The organism is Pedobacter sp. SG908, assembly GCF_011759615.1.
In the GTDB taxonomy this organism is placed as follows: Bacteria; Bacteroidota; Bacteroidia; order Sphingobacteriales; family Sphingobacteriaceae; genus Pedobacter; species Pedobacter riviphilus.
Genome location: NZ_JAAOYY010000002.1, coordinates 1193514 through 1211126 on the forward strand (window position 1 = coordinate 1193514; position 17613 = coordinate 1211126).

The 17613-nt window shown below is 39.1% G+C and carries 15 protein-coding genes; 4 read left to right on the forward strand and 11 right to left on the reverse strand.

The genetic code is table 11. The features are described 5' to 3' along the window. Nucleotides 1-17 precede the first annotated feature (17 nt). The 6 genes from FHT21_RS20120 to eat all read right to left on the reverse strand — a co-directional run bounded on the left by FHT21_RS20120 (nt 18) and on the right by eat (nt 6867). Nucleotides 18-410: an STAS/SEC14 domain-containing protein gene (locus tag FHT21_RS20120; protein WP_167296495.1), complete on the reverse strand. Its 393-nt coding sequence runs from the start codon at nt 408-410 to the stop codon at nt 18-20. 4 nt (nt 411-414) lie between these two features. Continuing rightward, the gene (locus tag FHT21_RS20125) at nt 415-1809 is read right to left on the reverse strand and encodes an aldehyde dehydrogenase family protein (RefSeq protein ID WP_347878501.1); all 1395 of its coding nucleotides are present in this window, start codon (nt 1807-1809) and stop codon (nt 415-417) included. A 75-nt stretch (nt 1810-1884) separates the two neighbouring features. Further along, nucleotides 1885-2598 carry a gamma-glutamyl-gamma-aminobutyrate hydrolase family protein gene (locus FHT21_RS20130; RefSeq protein WP_167296496.1) on the reverse strand — a complete coding sequence of 238 codons (714 nt, stop codon included), beginning with the start codon at nt 2596-2598 and terminating at the stop codon, nt 1885-1887. Nucleotides 2599-2690: 92 nt separating this feature from the next. After that, nucleotides 2691-3839 (reverse strand): iron-containing alcohol dehydrogenase, encoded by a 1149-nt coding sequence (locus tag FHT21_RS20135; RefSeq protein WP_167296497.1) that lies wholly within the window; start codon nt 3837-3839, stop codon nt 2691-2693. Between the two features lie 353 nt (nt 3840-4192). Beyond that, on the reverse strand, nt 4193-5554 hold the full coding sequence (locus tag FHT21_RS20140) for a glutamine synthetase family protein (RefSeq protein ID WP_167296498.1): 1362 nt from the start codon (nt 5552-5554) through the stop codon (nt 4193-4195). Beyond that, a complete protein-coding gene (eat, locus tag FHT21_RS20145; RefSeq protein WP_167296499.1) occupies nt 5554-6867 on the reverse strand; it encodes an ethanolamine permease in 1314 nt (437 codons plus the stop codon). Before eat ends, FHT21_RS20140 begins: the two co-directional genes overlap by 1 nt. Nucleotides 6868-7077: 210 nt before the next feature. Between eat and FHT21_RS20150 the strand changes: the two genes are divergently transcribed. Beyond that, nucleotides 7078-9150 carry a M48 family metallopeptidase gene (locus FHT21_RS20150; protein WP_167296500.1) on the forward strand — a complete coding sequence of 691 codons (2073 nt, stop codon included), beginning with the start codon at nt 7078-7080 and terminating at the stop codon, nt 9148-9150. A 39-nt stretch (nt 9151-9189) separates the two neighbouring features. Here the strand turns inward: FHT21_RS20150 and yiaA are convergent, their stop codons facing one another. Then, complete coding sequence (gene yiaA / locus FHT21_RS20155) at nt 9190-9597, reverse strand: inner membrane protein YiaA (RefSeq protein ID WP_029278495.1); 408 nt, start codon at nt 9595-9597, stop codon at nt 9190-9192. Nucleotides 9598-9773: 176 nt separating this feature from the next. On the opposite strand from yiaA, the gene FHT21_RS20160 reads away from it, so the two are divergent. Both FHT21_RS20160 and FHT21_RS20165 read left to right on the forward strand, forming a co-directional pair. Then, nucleotides 9774-11270 carry an NAD(P)H-hydrate dehydratase gene (locus tag FHT21_RS20160; protein ID WP_243854059.1) on the forward strand — a complete coding sequence of 499 codons (1497 nt, stop codon included), beginning with the start codon at nt 9774-9776 and terminating at the stop codon, nt 11268-11270. A gap of 132 nt (nt 11271-11402) precedes the next feature. Beyond that, entirely contained in the window at nt 11403-12104 is a 702-nt protein-coding gene (locus FHT21_RS20165) for an AIM24 family protein (RefSeq protein ID WP_134204197.1), read from the forward strand. Between the two features lie 539 nt (nt 12105-12643). Here the strand turns inward: FHT21_RS20165 and FHT21_RS20170 are convergent. From FHT21_RS20170 to FHT21_RS20185, 4 genes are all read right to left on the reverse strand, one after another. Beyond that, nucleotides 12644-13501, reverse strand: coding sequence for an anti-sigma factor (locus tag FHT21_RS20170; RefSeq protein WP_167296501.1), 858 nt, complete (start codon nt 13499-13501; stop codon nt 12644-12646). A 2-nt stretch (nt 13502-13503) separates the two neighbouring features. Continuing rightward, nucleotides 13504-14055, reverse strand: coding sequence for a sigma-70 family RNA polymerase sigma factor (locus FHT21_RS20175; protein ID WP_167296502.1), 552 nt, complete (start codon nt 14053-14055; stop codon nt 13504-13506). A 114-nt stretch (nt 14056-14169) separates the two neighbouring features. Next, on the reverse strand, nt 14170-15063 hold the full coding sequence (gene lipA, locus FHT21_RS20180; RefSeq protein ID WP_167296503.1) for a lipoyl synthase: 894 nt from the start codon (nt 15061-15063) through the stop codon (nt 14170-14172). Nucleotides 15064-15259: 196 nt separating this feature from the next. Next, nucleotides 15260-15691 (reverse strand): GNAT family N-acetyltransferase, encoded by a 432-nt coding sequence (locus FHT21_RS20185; protein ID WP_167296504.1) that lies wholly within the window; start codon nt 15689-15691, stop codon nt 15260-15262. A 437-nt stretch (nt 15692-16128) separates the two neighbouring features. Here FHT21_RS20185 and cysS point away from each other — a divergent pair, with 437 nt between their 5' ends. Continuing rightward, nucleotides 16129-17589: a cysteine--tRNA ligase gene (gene cysS, locus FHT21_RS20190; protein WP_167296505.1), complete on the forward strand. Its 1461-nt coding sequence runs from the start codon at nt 16129-16131 to the stop codon at nt 17587-17589. The last annotated feature ends 24 nt before the right edge of the window (nt 17590-17613 follow it).

The following is a 17613-nucleotide window of genomic DNA, read 5'->3' on the forward strand; positions in this document are numbered from 1 at the left end:
TTGACATCTTTTTTAATTTAGACTACAAACTGTTTTAGCCATTCCATTGCTTTTTTATCGTCAGTAAATGATTTAATCGGGATAGGCGGGTTTTGAAACTTAAACAAAATCTTCATAATTAATTGCGCCAAACCAGGTTTCGAAACCATCGCCATAGCAGCATAAATTTGCGGCAATTGCTCCGTAGAAAACTTTCGTGTTTCTTTGTCTGGAACAGGAGAATTTTTTAAGTAAATTAACAGTGGGACTTTCTTATTCCCCGTAATTTCCTTCACCAGTGCAACATTGGCCGAAATATTTTCCACAGTACGTAAAACACTTTTACTGTAGGAAATCAGTATCCCATCATCAGTTAATAAATAATCTGCAATTTCGCCTTCAATAAGCTGTTTATCGCTATCGTTTCTCATTTTACTATCCTCTCAAATGATAACCTTTTGGTTTAGTAAAGGCCCTTAACCCCTGATGTGATAGGGTAGCGCCAATACCCGAATACTTTCTTCCACTCCAAGGCAGTGCTGCACTTACTCGATCGCAACAATTCCAATAACCTGAGCCAGCATCTAACTGGGCTAATATTTTTTCGGCCTTTGACTGGTTGGCCGTATAAACCGATGCGGTTAATCCATAATCGGTATCTTTCATCATACTTATGGCCTCAGTATCATCTTTCACTTTCATTATGCCGATAATCGGTCCGAAACTTTCTTCCTGCATCACCAGCATATCGTTGGTAACATCGGTTAGCACTGTTGGTTCAAAATAATAACCTTTTCCCTCAATGGCTTTGCCACCGATTAATAGTTTTGCACCTTTACTTAAGGCATCAGCAACTTGATTTTCCAATAGCAAAATCTGTTCTTTCCGTGTTAAGGCACCAATATATACACCATCAGTTGTAGGTTGGCCTATTTTCCAGCTTTTAACCTCGGTAACGAAAGCATTTAAATAGTCATTGTAGTTTTTTTCGTGCACATAAATACGTTCTACAGAACAGCAGCTTTGTCCGTTATTGTAAAAAGCGCCATCAGCCGTGCCAACTGCTGCAGAAGCAACATCGGTTACATCTTCGGCAATGTATAAGGGGTCTTTTCCGCCTAATTCCAATTGACAGGGAACCATTTTCGATGCTACTTTTTCATAGATGAATTTCCCCGTTTTATAAGAGCCCGTGAAGAAATAACCGTTAAAGTCCATTTCTAATAATGCAGCCCCAGTTTCTTTTGCCCCAATGGCAATTTGAAAAACATCATCAGGTACTCCCGCTTTTTTTAATAATTTTTCTATCTGTAGTCCAGTTAAGGTGGCATACTCTGATGGTTTATACATTACGGCATTGCCGCTCAATAATGCTGGGATAAATACATTCACGCCAACCAGATAAGGATAATTCCAGGCAGAAATATTGCAAACCACACCCAATGGCTCATATTTAATGATTTCTTTCAAACCTGGTTCATCAACCATCACCTCATCATTTAAATATTTTTCAGCATTATTGAGCATCCATTTAATACGGGTCCTCGCACCATTAATTTCATTACGCGATTGTTGTAAAGGTTTGCCTACTTCGGAGGTTAGCACCGCGGCCAGTTCTTCAATTTTAACTTCCAGTAAATTACTGAATTGAGCGATAACCAAAATCCTTTCGCTAAGGGTTTTGTTAGCCCATTGTGGTTGAGCCTTTTTTAAAGTAGCTAATTTGGCTTGAAGCGTAGATGAGTTATCTTCCGTCAAACTGGTAATAATTTCTTCTGTTGCTGGGTTGATGATCTGCATGTTCTTCATTTTCTTGCCACGGATTTTCACTGGACACAGATTTTATAAAGGGGTTAGGACTAATATCTTAATTAGCTTACCGCTCTCTATCTGTGTTTATCCTTTTTATCTGTGGTTGATATTTAATTTTATCGCGTTAATAAAAGCCTCGTGTATATTTTTGCTAAATGGGCTGTGCTGATCTTTTAAGCGTTCGGGATGCCATTGTACAAATAACAAAAAGGATTTTCCTTTGGGTTCAATCCGCTCCATTGCTTCCGTAACGCCATCTGGCGATATTGCGCACACCACCAAACCTTTCCCCGTTTTATCGGTGCTTTGGTGATGGTTGCTGTTTACTAAGCCCTTATCGGTATTTACAATCTGGTTCAGCCATGAGGAAGGATTTACCATAATCTCGTGATAGCGATCTGATTTATCGTGCATTTTAGAATGGTCAAATTTTCCCCAGGTCGGGATGTCAGGAATCAAAGTTCCGCTAAAAAACACATTGCCCACTTGCATGCCTCTACAAATGCCCAAAACGGGAACGGAATTGGCCTCAGTATAGGTTAAAACTTTAAATTCAAACTCATCACGTTCTTCATCAATATCATCATCATAACAGTAAGGATAATATTCAGGCTGATTGTAAAAACGAGGGTGAACATCTTCACCTCCTGTTAAAACAATCCCATCGCATTTTTTGATCTCGTCGAAATTGTTGAGTTTGTACCCGAGCTGGATTACCTCCACACTTTTGTTGTAGGATAAAACCCAATCCCGATAGATGGCGAATTTGCTACAATCGGTAACACCAATTATTATTTTATCAGACATATAATTAATTATACTGATTTATCTTCTTTTCTTTCGGAATGATTACGCCGATTTTAATAAATATCATAATTCTGTAATCGGTTAATCCTAATTTATAGTGCGCTTAAGTACAATTGTTTAAAATCTTCTCTGCTTACCGGTTTAGGATTATTCGGATGTGCAAAATCTGCAAAGGCTAAATCGGCAAGTGTTTCGATATGTTCATTTTTAACGCCAATATCACTCAATTTATGCGGAATATTCACTTTCATGTTTAAATCGAACAGATATTTTACAACAGCTTCACCATTTTCATCTTTAAGGTCTAGCGTACGGGCGATTTTTTTAAAACGGCCTTCAAGACCTGCAATATTAAACTGCATACCGTAAGGAATATTTACGGCGTTGGCCAAACCATGGTGGGTATCTAAAAGCGACGAAAGTGGATGCGCCAGCGAGTGCACCACACCCAAACCTTTTTGAAAGGCAATAGCACCCATCATCGAAGCCATTAACATTTTACTGCGGCTTTCCAAATCAGGATTGTTGGTTGCACGTTCCAGAGAATCTTTGATCAATGAAATTCCCTCCAGCGCGATTCCATCACACATCGGGTGGAAATTCTTGGCCAGATAAGCTTCCATATTATGTGTTAATGCGTCCATACCCGTTGCAGCAGTAATAAATGGGGGTAAATCCATGGTGAGTTCCGGATCTGCAAATACGATCTGCGCCATTAATTTGGGGGAGAAAAGAATTTTTTTCTGATGGGTTTCATCATCAGCAATAATGGCACTGCGGCCAACTTCACTTCCGGTACCAGATGTAGTTGGAATGGTGATAAAATGTGGAACATCGTTCGTTACGTAAATATCGCCGCCGATTAAGTCATCATATTTGAATAAATCGTCGCGGTGGTGAACACGGAGTACAATTGCGCGGGCAACATCTAAAGCGGCACCGCCGCCAATACCAATAATACTGTCGCGATTGGTGGCATCCCAAACATCGGTACCTTTGTAAACATCACTTTTTACCGGGTTTTTGTGGATGTCGCTAAAAACCTCAACAGCAATACCTTTTGCCTTTAAATCTTCAATAATTCTTTTAAAAAACGGAAGTTGTGCAATGGTGGGGTCGGTTACAATTAGCGGTGCCTTTAAATTATTCTTGCTTAAGTAGGCAGGCAACTCTTTTACTGCGCCAGCACCAAAACGGATGGTCGTGGGGAAATTAAACTGATGGATCTTATCAAATATCATGACAATTAATTTATCTTTTGTTTTACCACCTTAGGTGTCTGAGCGCACCTAAGGGTGAGTTGTTATTTTACTGTTTATTAAAAAATTAACTATATACAATTAGCGAAGATGTTCTAAGGTGGCTTAGGCGATCAACATTTTAGCATGTTTTTATTTGTTTTACCACCTTAGGCACCTGAGCTCACCTAAGCTTGGGTGTTAAAATATTAAGATTCCGAATCACGTTACCAATCACAGATTTAAAAAAACGGTCGTCATTCCCAATCAAGTTGGGAATGACGATGACCCGTATTCTCCCATCTTTAATCATTGTTTTTTCTAGAAATTTGATTTTTCAGCATGAACACTTTAGGCTAAATAATTTCTAAATATCTTTTTAGTTCCCAATCGGTTACTACTTTAGCATATTGCTTGCATTCCCATTCGCGGGTCATGGTAAAATGATTAACGAAATCTTCGCCTAATAATGCTGCGGCTAAGTCAGAATTTTTCATCTTTTGCGCTGCCTCAAATAAATTGCGCGATAATACCCCATTCGAGAGATCTGTATATCCATTTTCCTTGGTAGCGGGTTGTTCGAGTTTCAACTTATTTTTGATCCCGTACATTCCAGCGGCCAAACAGGCCGAAAGTGCCAGGTAAGGATTGGTATCAGAACCCACTATCCTGGTCTCTAAACGTGATGCCTTTTTGCTTCCGGGTAGCGCACGTAATGCTGTTGTGCGGTTATCGATTCCCCAGGTTACCGTAGTGGGTGCCCATGCGCCTTCAACTAAACGTTTGTAACTGTTTATGGTAGGGGCAATCATCGGTAAAAGGTATGGAAGGCAGTGCAGCTGACCAGCGATATAACTTTTCATGGTTTCGCTCATTTTATCTGCATCTTTTTCGTCGTAAAACAAGTTGATCTTCTTATCAGCATCCCATAGGCTTTGATGTACATGACCGCTACATCCGGGTAAATTTTCACTTATTTTAGCCATAAATGTGGCAATAATACCGTGTTTATACGCTATTTCTTTTACGGCCGTTTTAAATAATATCGCTTGATCGGCAGCTTGTAAAGCAGGCGCATATTTAATAGCAGCTTCGTAAACCCCTGGTCCGGTTTCAGTATGCAAACCTTCAATCGGGATGTCGAATTTATTCAACCGTTCGAACAGATCGCTCATAAACTCATTCTGGTAGGTGCTTCTCAAAATGGAATAGCCAAACATGCCTGGACTTAAGGGTTTTAAATTGGTAAAACCTTTCTCGTGGATAGTTTCTGGTGTTTCCGAAAAATTGAACCATTCAAATTCCTGTGCAAAAAGCGGCGAAAATCCTTCATTTTCACATTCTGCAATCACTTTCTTTAGCAACTGCCTCGGACAGACATAATTTGCCTGATCCTGATCATCTATAAAATCGCCCAAAAAGAAAGGTACTTCATTTTCCCACGGAATTTTCCGGAATGTGCTTAGATCAATTTTCACCTGGGCATCTGGATAACCAGTATGCCAACCTGTATATTTTCCGTTTTCGTAAGCTACATCGCCCGCATCCCAACCAAAAGTAACATCGCAGAAACCCAGGCGACCTTCAACCAGGGATGCAAATTTTTCGGCAGCTACATATTTTCCCCTTAAAATACCGTCGATATCGGCAACAGCTAATTTAACTTTTCCAGAGGGATGATGTTTTACGTAATCCAGAATTTCTTTGCTCGTACTCATTAATCTGCCTTTTTAAAGATTTTATATAGAAGAAATATGCCTAAAACAATGCCCGAATAAATTAAACCTAATTTAAGATTATAAATCAGCATTGCGATGAAAGAAACGCAGGAAATAATTAATGCAATTATGGGAAATAACGGATAAATTGGCATTTTGAAAGGTCTTGCCATCTCAGGTTTGTTTTTCCGCAGTACCATGACCGAAATCATCGAGATGATATATAAAGTTAATGCCCCAAATACCGAAATGATAATAATTTCGGCAGTTTTGCCAGATAAAAGCGCGATAATACCAATCACCATATTGCCAATTAATGCATTTGCTGGGGTTTGAAATTTTGGCGAGATTTTTCCTAGTACTGTAGGAATGCTTTTTACTCTCCCCATCTCATAAGTAGAGCGGCCTGCTGCTAAAACCAAACCATGAAAGGAGGCTACCAAACCAAATAAGCCTACCGTAATAAGCAAGTGGTACATCAGGTGGTTATCGCCTGTGATCATCGAAAGGGCTAAGGGTAGAGGTGAATCGGAAGTTTCACCCGATTTTCCATTTTTATATACAATGGCTTCCCAACCACCTATGCCAATAGTGGAGATGAAAACTAGCACACATAATACCACTAATGTAAATATACCCCAGCCAAAGCCCTTACTGATATCTCGTTGTGGGTTCTTGGTTTCTTCGGCTACATTTGCAACGCCTTCAATACCCAGAAAAAACCAGATGGCAAATGGAATGGCCGCAAAAACACCACTCCAGCCATTTGGAAAGTTATTGTGGACCAGGTTTTCTACATGAAATTTAGGTAATGTAATTCCTGAGAACAAGAGCAGTTCGCCGACTGCCAGAACGGTAATAATGACTTCGAATGAAGCCGCGGCTTTTACGCCATATACATTTAGGGCAGTGAAAATAAAATAAACAGCAATTGCACTCGTAAGAATGGGTACCTGCGGGAAAAAGGCATTAAAATAAGCACCAATGGCAAAGGCTATGGCCGGTGGGGCAAATATAAATTCGACCATTTGAGCAATACCTGCAATAAAACCGATGTTTTTGCCGAGCGCGATATTAGCATAATCGAAAACACCACCGGCCTTAGGGATAGCACAGGCAAGTTCTGCATAACTAAAACTAAAGGTAACATACATCACCATAATGGCAACTGTTGCAATGGCCATACCCAAGGTGCCACCTTTTTCGAGGCCTAAGTTCCAGCCGAAATACATTCCCGAAATCACATATCCTACGCCAAGCCCCCATAACATAAAAGGGGTAAGTGTTTTCTTTAAGCTATCTTTTTGTTCCATTGGCAGGATGTACAAGATTGAAATAGGTTTATATTATTTGCTCGAAAATGATAAACTATTAGCTTCGGTATCTGATGTTTAAAGTAGTAATTATTTTCGAATCATTTTACTGTCGCTAGCAATTGCTGCAATAATTTATTATTAATTTTTTTTAAAGTGCTTTTGGGCATTTACCAGTTTTGTTATCTTGCATGACCAAACAATATCTTTATGCACGAAAACGCTCTCCGGCCTTCTGAAAATTTTAAGAAGATGGCTGCCAAGTCTGTACAGGCTATTACCTTATTCATTGCCACCTATGTAGTATTAATAATATTTACATTGGTGCTAACCGCAGCTTCCTGTTACTTGGGGATAAAGCTCATGGAATACATCAGCTCTTCCATTACTTTTATTTTGGGCATCGGTTTGATAGGATTTGGTTTTATGATCTTATTTTTTCTGGTCAAGTTTATGTTTAAGGGCAATAAGCTGGACAGGTCTCATTTATTGGAAATTACCAGGACCGATCAGCCTGAAATCTTTAAAATGATTGATGAAATTGTTTTAAGCGTACAAACAGATTTCCCGAAAAAAGTATATCTATCAAATGAGGTTAATGCTGCCGTTTTTTACGATTCGAACTTTTGGAGCATGTTTTTTCCTGTGCGCAAAAACCTAATAATCGGATTTGGGCTAATCAATACTACTACTGCTGATGAACTACGTGCAATATTGGCCCATGAGTTTGGCCACTTTTCACAAAGGAGCATGAAGGTTGGCATTTATGTATACCAGTTTAACAAAATTATTTACGATATGCTTTATGATAATGAAAGTTATGATAAAGTAACGAGGGGCATAGCGAGTGCAAGTTCTTATATTGGTATTTTTGTGTTAATTTCTGATAAGATAATCGGTTTGATGCAGCAGATCCTAGTGCGTGTTTATCAGGTTTTAAGCGAGAGTTATAGTAAACTTTCGCACGAAATGGAATTTCATGCCGATGCAGTTGCCGCAGTAACCGTAGGTTCTAAACCGCTTATTGATTCGTTATTGCGCATGCAGCTCGCAAACCGTTCGGTGGATATTATCTGTAATTATTACGAAAGAAAAATCGATGACTGTGTTATTTCGGCAAATATTTTTCCGCAACAGATTTTAGTAATGAACTTTTTAGCTCAAAGGAATAAACTGCCTTTCGAAAATGGATTTCCGCAGGTGAGCATTGGCTATTATAATCGCTTTAACAAATCAAAAATATCCTTTTCCAATCAATATAGTTCACATCCCGAAACCGATGAGCGTATTAAAAAATTAAATGATCTCGGAATTCCTGTTGCAAAACCATCCCACGAGATGGCAAATTCGCTACTTGTTGATCAGGAAAAAATAGCTGAAAAATTTACAGCACAGATATTTCAGCATGCGGTTTACCGAGAGCAACCATCGGTACAACAGTTGAGTGACTTTGAAGCAGATTTTTTCAAAGAAAATGATCAAAATTCTTATCCTGATATTTTTAATGGTTATTTCGATTATAGAAATCCCTATCATCAATTTAATATAGATGCATTTGATCTGCCAACTATTCCATCTGAATTGAGCATTGAAGAGTTTTTTGATGATACCAATTTAAGCGTAATCTATGAGTTGAAGGCATTGGAAGCCGATCTGACCACGATAGATAACATAGATTCTCAGGTCATCAATGTCAAAACATTTAATTACGACGGCAAAAAGTATTCGCTGGCTGATTGTAGGGCAATGATTGATTATTTGAAAGGTGAAATAAGTAAGAAAAATGAGCAATTGGTCCTACTCGATGCAAAGGTTTTTGAATATTTCAGGTTTTTGGCAAAAGAAAATCAAACTGAAGCAATATTTAAATCGCTTTCGATCAAATATAAGCAGGTAGCTGAAGAGTTTACTGTTCAAGAGAATGCTTATTTAGATCTGGCCAACGCAACAAGATTTATGCACACATCAGCATCCAAAGAAATGATCAAAAGAAAGATGGTGGTGGTTAAAAAAGAAGAGAAAAAATTTAAGGATTGTTTGATTGCAATCGTTAACAATGATGCGTATGCCAGTTTAATAAACGAAGAGGCAAAAATAGCCCTAGCGGAGTACTTAAAACATGATTACAAGTATTTTGGGGCAGACCTTTATTTTGATGAAGAGCTTAAGGATTTATTTTTTGCGATGAATTTTTTCGGAGGAGTAATATCCGAACGACATTTCCTTACTAAAAAAGAACTTCTGAACTTTAATGCAAAATTGATAAATCCGGTATTTAGTTAACGTAAAAAAGCCAGTAATTAATCTTACTGGCTTTAATGCCTATTCCGAATCGCGGTTTTTATTCACAATCTGGCTGTCTCTCGTATTTTTCTGTACCGTAATGGCGCCGAAAAGCGAGAGTAAAAAAGCAAAGGCATAAAACCCTTTTTCGCTGGGTAGCAAGGTAGCATTCCACAAACCGATTACCAGTAAAGTGATGGTGAGTAGCGTAGAGAACCAACTGATACCGTAATAAATTTCAGTAACCGGGATTCCTTCTAATTTATCGCGAACAGCTTTTTGTAAAGAGATTACGGCAAAAAGGCCAAACATCAATACCGTAAAATAATATCCTTTTTCATTGAGAAGCATATCAGAACGCCACAGGCCTACAATAAAGCCGATCATTCCGATACCTAATGCAATCCAGGCGGCCGCCACGAATGCATTCGATGGTTTTTGATTCATTGTGTTTTGAGATTTAATTTAATTCAATAGACAACAACGCTAAAGATTGGCAAAAGGTATAAAAATTAAAAGATAGTATTTTAAATTATTTTGGAAGATTAGCCTATCGGGTATAAAAAGCCAAACAAAATCCTATCCTTTGCATTATAATACCTGTATAATCTTATCTTAGTTATATGCGAACCTTGCTTACTTCTGCCCAAATGCGCAGTGCTGATCAGTTTACGATTGTCAATAAACCCATTGCTTCTATCGATCTGATAGAAAAAGCGGCGAGGGCCTTTGTTCAAACTTTTTTAAGAGACGAGTTCGATACCAATAAAAGTGTGGCGATAATCTGCGGAAAGGGAAATAATGGTGGCGATGGATTAGCGATTGCCCATTTGTTATTGACCAACGGTTATGAAAATATTAAAGTTTATATTGTTAACTTTAGTAAAAAGGAAAGCAACGATTTTGCGATCAACCTGCAACGGATTGAGGAATCGCGCTGCAAAAAAACAGTAATCAACCAACCTTCCGATCTGAAAAGCCTAAAGGCAGATTTAATTATCGATGCCATTTTAGGTTCGGGTTTAAACAAGGCGCTAACAGGCGACTTTGAAGAACTGGTTCAGTTTATTAATAAACAGCAAAAAAAAGTATATGCAGTTGATGTACCTACAGGTTTTTTTGCCGAAGGAAAATTGCCTAAAGATTATAACGGTATAAAAGCTTATAAAACAATTTCTTTCCAACGTCCAAAAATTAATTTTTTCTTCCCTGAGTCAACCATGGCGACAGAAAAATATGAGGTGGTTGATATTGACCTGGATGAGGCCTTTATCCAAAAACAAGAAGCTGATTTTTATTTAGTAGAAGAAAATGATATTGAGAAGATTCTGCAGCCCCGAAAATTGTTCAGCCATAAAGGTACTTACGGCCACGCATTGATTATTGCAGGTAATAGCAATACCATGGGCGCGGCTTTGCTTTCTTCAATGGCTTGTTTACACGCAGGGGCAGGATTAACCACTGTGTGTATTCCGCAGGGTGGATTAACTGCCTTAAATGCCACTTTACCAGAGGTAATGGCGCTGCCAAGAGATGAATACACAAGAATAGAAAACCCAAAGAAATATCAGGCAATTGCTATAGGCCCTGGCTTAGGTACCGAAGCTGAAAACGAAAAACTTCTGGAAAGTTTGATTATGGCCAACCAGGCAATGATAATCGATGCAGATGCTTTAAATATCTTGGGCGAACGACCCGATTTAATTGATAAAATTGCCACAAATAGCATTATCACCCCTCATATGAAAGAGTTCGATCGGTTATTTGGCGAGCATGATAATTGGTGGGACAGGGTGCAAACCGCTACAGAACAGGCAAAAAAACAGAAGATCGTTATCGTGCTTAAAAACCAGTATACTTTTGTCTGCCTGCCTACGGGTAAGGTACTTATCAATCCTACGGGCAACCCGGCTATGGCACAAGGCGGAATGGGCGATGTTCTTACCGGTATTATTGCAGGCTTTGTAGCACAGCGGTATTCGGCAACAGATGCCGCTATTCTGGCTTGCTACATTCATGGAAAAGCTGGCGATCATTTAGCGCACGAACAATTTGTGGTTACTGCGTCGCAGGTTGCAGCCAGAATATCAAAAGAAATTAAAGCGCTCATGTCTAAATAGTTTATTTACGATTTGCTTAGCCACAATTGTTGAAAAAAAACGCTATTAATCTACTATTGTTCTAGTTTATAATTTCTAGTTTACAGGAATATTTAAAATAACAGATATCTTAAAAACGGAAAACAAATTATTATGGCACAAAGAGAATACACGCTGAATGAGTTAATTCAGGAATCGGCAGAAAACCCAAATGAAAACGATTTCTTTGAACTAGAGAAACCTGCCATGCTGGAGGTAAATCTAAAAAATCAAAAAATATTGGCAAAAGCAGGCTCGATGGTTGCTTACATCGGGAATATCGATTTTAAAAGAGAAGGACTATTGAGCAAAGGTTTGGGCGGTTTGTTAAAGAAAGCCATATCTGGTGAAGGTACCTCACTGATGCACGCCACTGGCACGGGTAAACTATATTTGGCCGATGAAGGTAAAAAAGTAAAGATCATCAAACTCCAAAACGAGGCGGTTTTTGTAAATGGTAATGATGTTTTAGCTTTAGAAGAGAATATTAAAAACGAAATAAAAATGCTAAAAAGCATTGCAGGGATGATGAGTGGTGGTTTATTTCAGGTTAAATTATCGGGCAGTGGCTATATTGCCATTACCACACATGGCGAACCAATTTTATTAAGAGTAACAGGTAACCAACCTGTATACACCGATCCGAATGCTACGGTAGCATGGTCAGAAAATTTAACGCCTAACATCAAAACCAATTTAACTTTCGGCTCTTTTATCGGAAGAGGAAGCGGCGAATCGTTCCAATTAGAGTTTTTTGGCGAGGGATGGGTTTTGGTACAGCCTTACGAGGAGGTGAAGTACGCAGCGAAATCTTAATATAGTAATCTGTCATTGCTGAGGCAGGAGGCAATCTTAACGCTGTAGCTATAGTAATAAGATTGCTTCGTCGGCTCAAAAGCCTTCTCGCAATGACGGAACTTCTACATTTCGTTCACTCCAGCCAAGGGAATTTATGCGTTAGTTATACAAACACTTTTTTGGAAAGCAGATGCAGAAGCATTTAGGCAACGATAGTCCTGCCATTCGCTTTACCTCTCTACGTTCGGTGTTCGCTGCTGTCAGGTTTAGGCGGCGCGGCCATTCATCCTATTTAGGGCTGCAAGGCGCAAACATAGCTTAAATGGTTTTGTGTCTAATTTAGGAGAGGCAATGGGAGGCAGTCTTTCAAAGAGAGGTGAAATATGCGGCGAAATCTTAATCATCGAATCGTCATTCCCAACCTGATTGGGAATCGTAATGCAATGGGCTTTAAGATTCCCGCCTGCGCGGGAATGACGGCGTACTGCTTGCAAAAAAAACAAAATCCCGGCATTTCTCAATGTCGGGATTTAATATTTTGACTAAATAATTTCTACTTAAACACCACCCATTACGGTTAGTTTATCCATTGTTGGGTTAACGCTTCCACCCATTGGCTCTAATGTTACTGCAAAAGCCTGTGCTTCTTGAATGGCCTGCATTTTTACCAATGCCTCGTTATTGGTTGAATCCGTTTTTCCAAATACACCTAAACTTACCGGTTTGCCGTTTACCAAAGCCCAAAGCTGATATTGATGTGCTGCATCGGTTTTTGGTAAGTCCATAGCTACATAATTAATCAGTACGCTTTTATCTTTCTTGTTCCAATAAACTTTCATTTTAGAAGTAGGGCTAAAAGCCTGACCAGCCATTCTGATGGTTGCCCATTCTTTGCTATCAGCCATGGCAGCCATATTATCTAAACCCTGGTTTTCGAACTCTAACTTGCTTACTATGCCAGCAAATTTTTGTTTATCCAGGTTCAAACTCGCAATTTGGTCGTGTGCAGCATTTAGCTTGTTATAGGTAATAAACAATGCCGCAGTACTTACTACCAATAAAGCTATACAAGCAACTAAGGCGTAACGCAAAGTTCTCACTTTGGCATCACTTCCATCTAAACGTATAATTCTTGGTTCTTCTGCATAAATTGGTTCGGGTTGAACATTCACATTCTCTTCAACTTCACTTATCCCCAACTTTTCGAATAATCTTGTTTCTACATCTGCAGATGGCTCTACAGCATTTTGCATAGCATATTGTTCCATAGCTTGCTCAATAGCAGCTATTTCAGCTCTTACCTCAGGATGTTGAGATGCCATTTCCTCCACCTGCAAGGCTTCTTCAGGTGATAAATCACCTAAAACGTACAGCTCAAGTACTCCGGATTCGATATATGCTTTTAAATTTTCCACGCTCAATTAAAATTCCTTCTCAATTCAATAATAGCCAACCGGATCCGGGTTTTCACCGTACCTAATGGCAAATCTAACTTTTCTGCGGCTTCCACATGGGTAAAACCCTTATAATAAACTAAATCAAGAACTGCTTGTAAATCTGGTTTAAGGTTATCTACAAGTTGCTTAACTCCAAGAATATCAGGGTTAAAAGTTATCTTGTTTTGCTCATCAACGAAACTTACGTTATTTTCTATATCTTGGTTTTTGAGTGAATTCTTAAAGTCTTTAGAACGTAGTTTGTCGATCGATAAATTGCGTGCAATATTCATCATCCACGTAAACAAACGTCCTTTAGTATGATCATAGTGTGCAGCAGACTGCCAGATTTTTACAAAAGTTTCTTGTAGTACATCTTCAGCAAGCTCTGTGTGAGTGATAATGCGCGAAATAACGCCATAAAGCGCTGACGAATACATGCTGTACAGTGTTTTTAGAACCGCAGGATCTTTTGATTGCAGTGCTTGAACAAGTTCTGGCTCGGTTAGGGTTAATTTTTTTAATGCAGTCACTATTGGTTACTAAGATACAACACAGAACAGCAAAAGCAAAAAAATGTTTTATAAATGCATTCCGTATAGGAGTGCATTATAAAACATTTTAACAAGGGTGGGTTAATACTGTAATTATGCTATCCCATCAATTGGGAAAAGGTGTTTTTCTGCATGGTATGATGAACGCACCAGTGGACCGCTCTCAACATACTTTAAACCTTTTGCCAAACCAACTTCTTTGTACATCGCAAAAGTATCAGGGTGTATCCAGTCTATAACCGGGTGGTGGTTACGTGTTGGTTGTAAGTATTGTCCTAAAGTTAAGATATGTACACCATTGGCAACTAAATCATCCATGGCTTCGAAAATATCATCTTCGGTTTCGCCTAAGCCCAACATAATTCCGGTTTTTGTTCTTAAACCAAATTCTGAAATTCTTTTTAAAGCTTCTAAACTTCTGTCGTATTTAGCCTGGATCCTTACTTGTTTGGTTAACCGCTTAACGGTTTCCATATTGTGCGAAACCACTTCTGGCCTTTCTTCTAATACGCGGTATAAATTATCCCACTGACCTTTGAAATCGGGGATTAAGGTTTCTAAAGTGGTAATTGGACTTTCTCTGCGGATAGCCTGCAGGGTTTCTGCCCAGATGATTGAACCGCCATCTTTTAAATCATCGCGATCTACCGAAGTAATTACACAATGTTTAACGCCCATTAATCTTACCGAATCGGCAATGCGGTTGGGTTCGTCAACATCAACAGCCAAAGGCCGGCCCGTGGCCACGGCACAGAAAGAACAGCTACGGGTACAGATGTTACCCAAAATCATGAATGTTGCCGTGCCTGCGCCCCAACATTCGCCCATATTAGGGCAATTGCCGCTTTCGCATATGGTATGGAGCTTGTGCGTGTCTACTAAACTGCGAACTTGTGCATATTCTTTACCAACGGGTAATTTTACACGTAACCAATCTGGTTTACGTTTTACTTCAGTTACAGCAGGTACTACCGGTAAATCAATCATGGTACAAAGTTAATGAATAGGATTGAAATGTTACAATGCTGAAATGTTTGAAGGTTGTAATAATTGAGATGAATTGGTTAACTGCGTATTGGCTAACTTGCGAAGTCTGGCCGGGCAGGGGCACAGCTAGATTTCACAAGTTTAGCATGGACCTGCCTGTGGAGACAGATATTTCTATCTGATGCTATTGAACAAATTAAACCGCATTCATTTCGAACGCAAGCTGTCGTTTATTCTCCTTAAAACCTATCTGCTCGTAAAACCGATGACTTTCGGTGCGTTTGATGTTACACCTTACTTTTAGTTTTTTTACTTGATGTTTTTTCGCCCAAGTGTTTACATTTTCAATCAACTGCTTCCCGATTTTTAGGTTTCGGTAATTTTCATCCACAATTAAACCTCCAATTTCGACAAATGGATCGGATTCTAACCTTAAGGTGTAAAAACCGTGAATCCAGCCTACTACTTTACCATCAACTAAAGCAACAAATGCGCAGTTTTCGTTACTGTTATTTATGTGTTTAATCCTGGCTGATGTTTGCTTGACATCGCTTTCGTAACCCAGTTGTGTAGAAAGTGTGGCTACGCTTTCGGCATCTTTTTCCGAAATTTCTCTGATCTGAACCATTTATTGATGTTTGATAGGTAAACCTAAAATAAGGATTTAAATTTGTTTTAGGGTTAGATGGTAACATCTGACCGCACGGGTAAGTTTTGCACAGGGTTTATAAGTCAAAAGTACCGGAATAACCAACCTAAACCCTATTGAAGCGGCAGCCTGAGCCTCTTCGGCGAAGCTACAGCGGAAAGAGGGGCTGCTGTTACCGATGAGCAGTTGCGTACTTTTTCTAATAATAAAACAATAATTTAAACCTTGCAACTAGCCATGTGTGGTATTAGATATTTCTAGCAGACACTTAATAAAAAAATAAAGTGGAATTTTACTTGAGTCAGGTAACATCTGACAGCACGGATAAATGTTAAAGAAAAATCATAAGCGAGGCAATGGACAACATTCCATCATTTAATCATTTTAACTTTCTAACTTAATATTACATTTGCAATATGAATACTGGCTTACAGCTTTATAATACGCTTTCGCGCAAAAAGGAACTTTTCCAACCCTTAAATGCACCCAATGTTGGGATGTATGTTTGCGGTCCTACTGTTTATAGTGATGTGCACTTGGGTAATTGTCGCACGTTTATATCTTTCGATTTAATTTTCAGGTATCTTAAGTATGCGGGTTATAAAGTGCGTTATGTCCGTAATATTACCGATGCAGGCCACTTAGAAGGCGATAGGGACGAGGGCGACGATAAGTTTGCAAAACGTGCAAAATTAGAGCAGCTTGAGCCGATGGAAATTGTACAGAAGTATACGCTGGGTTTCCATGATGTAATGCGCATGTTCAACACGCTGCCGCCAAGTATCGAACCTACCGCTACAGGTCACATTATCGAGCAGATCGAAATGATCAAGATAATTATTGCCAATGGTTACGGTTACGAAGTTGATGGCAACGTATACTTTGATGTAGAAAAATATAGCAAAGAATACAATTATACCATTTTAACCAACCGCAATCTGGAAGATATGCTGAACAATACCCGCGAACTGGGTGGACAGGATGAGAAACACGGGAGGTTAGATTTTGCCCTTTGGATAAAAGCAAAACCAGAAACCCTGATGCAATGGCAATCGCCATGGGGCATGGGTTTTCCGGGCTGGCATATCGAATGCTCGGCCATGAGCGCGAAATATTTGGGTGCCGAATTTGATATTCATGGTGGTGGTATGGACTTAGCGGCAACACACCATACCAACGAAATAGCACAATCTGAAGCTTGCAGCCATAAACAGCCTGCCCGCTATTGGATGCACACCAATATGCTTACCGTAAATGGTACACGGATGTCTAAATCGGCCGGTAATGGTTTTCTTCCTTTAGAATTATTTACGGGAGATCACCCCTTACTGAAAAAAGGTTATAGCCCGATGACAGTGAAATTTTTTATGTTACAGGCGCATTATCGCAGTACTTTAGACTTTTCTAACGATGCATTGGATGCCTCAGAAAAAGGATTCCGCCGTTTAATGTCGGCAATTGGCCTTTTGGATAAACTATCGGTTTCTGAGCAGAATGATTTTGATATTGATGCATTGAAAGAAAAATGCATTAATGCCATGAATGATGATTTTAACAGTCCGATTTTAATTGCCGAACTGTTTGAAGCGGTAAGGATTATCAATACGGTTTATGATGGCAAAGGAAAAATCTCTGCTGAAGCATTAGAAAAGTTAAAGCAACTGGTTAACGATTTCGTATTTGATATATTAGGGCTGAAAGATGAAGATGCTGGAGGTAACGACTTAAATGGCGTTTTAGAAATGGTAATTAACCTAAGAACCGAGGCAAAAGCGAATAAAGATTATGCCACTTCTGATCGCATCCGTATTGGCCTGCAGGAATTGGGTATTCAGCTTAAAGATGGCAAAGAAGGTACAACATGGAGTAAGTCATAGTTAGCTAATTCAATACTGTCGATA

Bases quoted from the DNA above. Each gene is read 5' to 3' on its own strand.
- FHT21_RS20185 (WP_167296504.1), bottom strand. From the start codon at position 15,691: ATGGTTCAGATCAGAGAAATTTCGGAAAAAGATGCCGAAAGCGTAGCC.
- lipA (WP_167296503.1), bottom strand. From the start codon at position 15,063: ATGATTGATTTACCGGTAGTACCTGCTGTAACTGAAGTAAAACGTAAA.
- yiaA (WP_029278495.1), bottom strand. From the start codon at position 9,597: ATGAATCAAAAACCATCGAATGCATTCGTGGCGGCCGCCTGGATTGCA.
- cysS (WP_167296505.1), top strand. From the start codon at position 16,129: ATGAATACTGGCTTACAGCTTTATAATACGCTTTCGCGCAAAAAGGAA.
- FHT21_RS20150 (WP_167296500.1), top strand. From the start codon at position 7,078: ATGCACGAAAACGCTCTCCGGCCTTCTGAAAATTTTAAGAAGATGGCT.
- FHT21_RS20165 (WP_134204197.1), top strand. From the start codon at position 11,403: ATGGCACAAAGAGAATACACGCTGAATGAGTTAATTCAGGAATCGGCA.
- FHT21_RS20130 (WP_167296496.1), bottom strand. From the start codon at position 2,598: ATGTCTGATAAAATAATAATTGGTGTTACCGATTGTAGCAAATTCGCC.
- FHT21_RS20135 (WP_167296497.1), bottom strand. From the start codon at position 3,839: ATGATATTTGATAAGATCCATCAGTTTAATTTCCCCACGACCATCCGT.
- eat (WP_167296499.1), bottom strand. From the start codon at position 6,867: ATGGAACAAAAAGATAGCTTAAAGAAAACACTTACCCCTTTTATGTTA.
- FHT21_RS20140 (WP_167296498.1), bottom strand. From the start codon at position 5,554: ATGAGTACGAGCAAAGAAATTCTGGATTACGTAAAACATCATCCCTCT.
- FHT21_RS20120 (WP_167296495.1), bottom strand. From the start codon at position 410: ATGAGAAACGATAGCGATAAACAGCTTATTGAAGGCGAAATTGCAGAT.
- FHT21_RS20160 (WP_243854059.1), top strand. From the start codon at position 9,774: ATGCGAACCTTGCTTACTTCTGCCCAAATGCGCAGTGCTGATCAGTTT.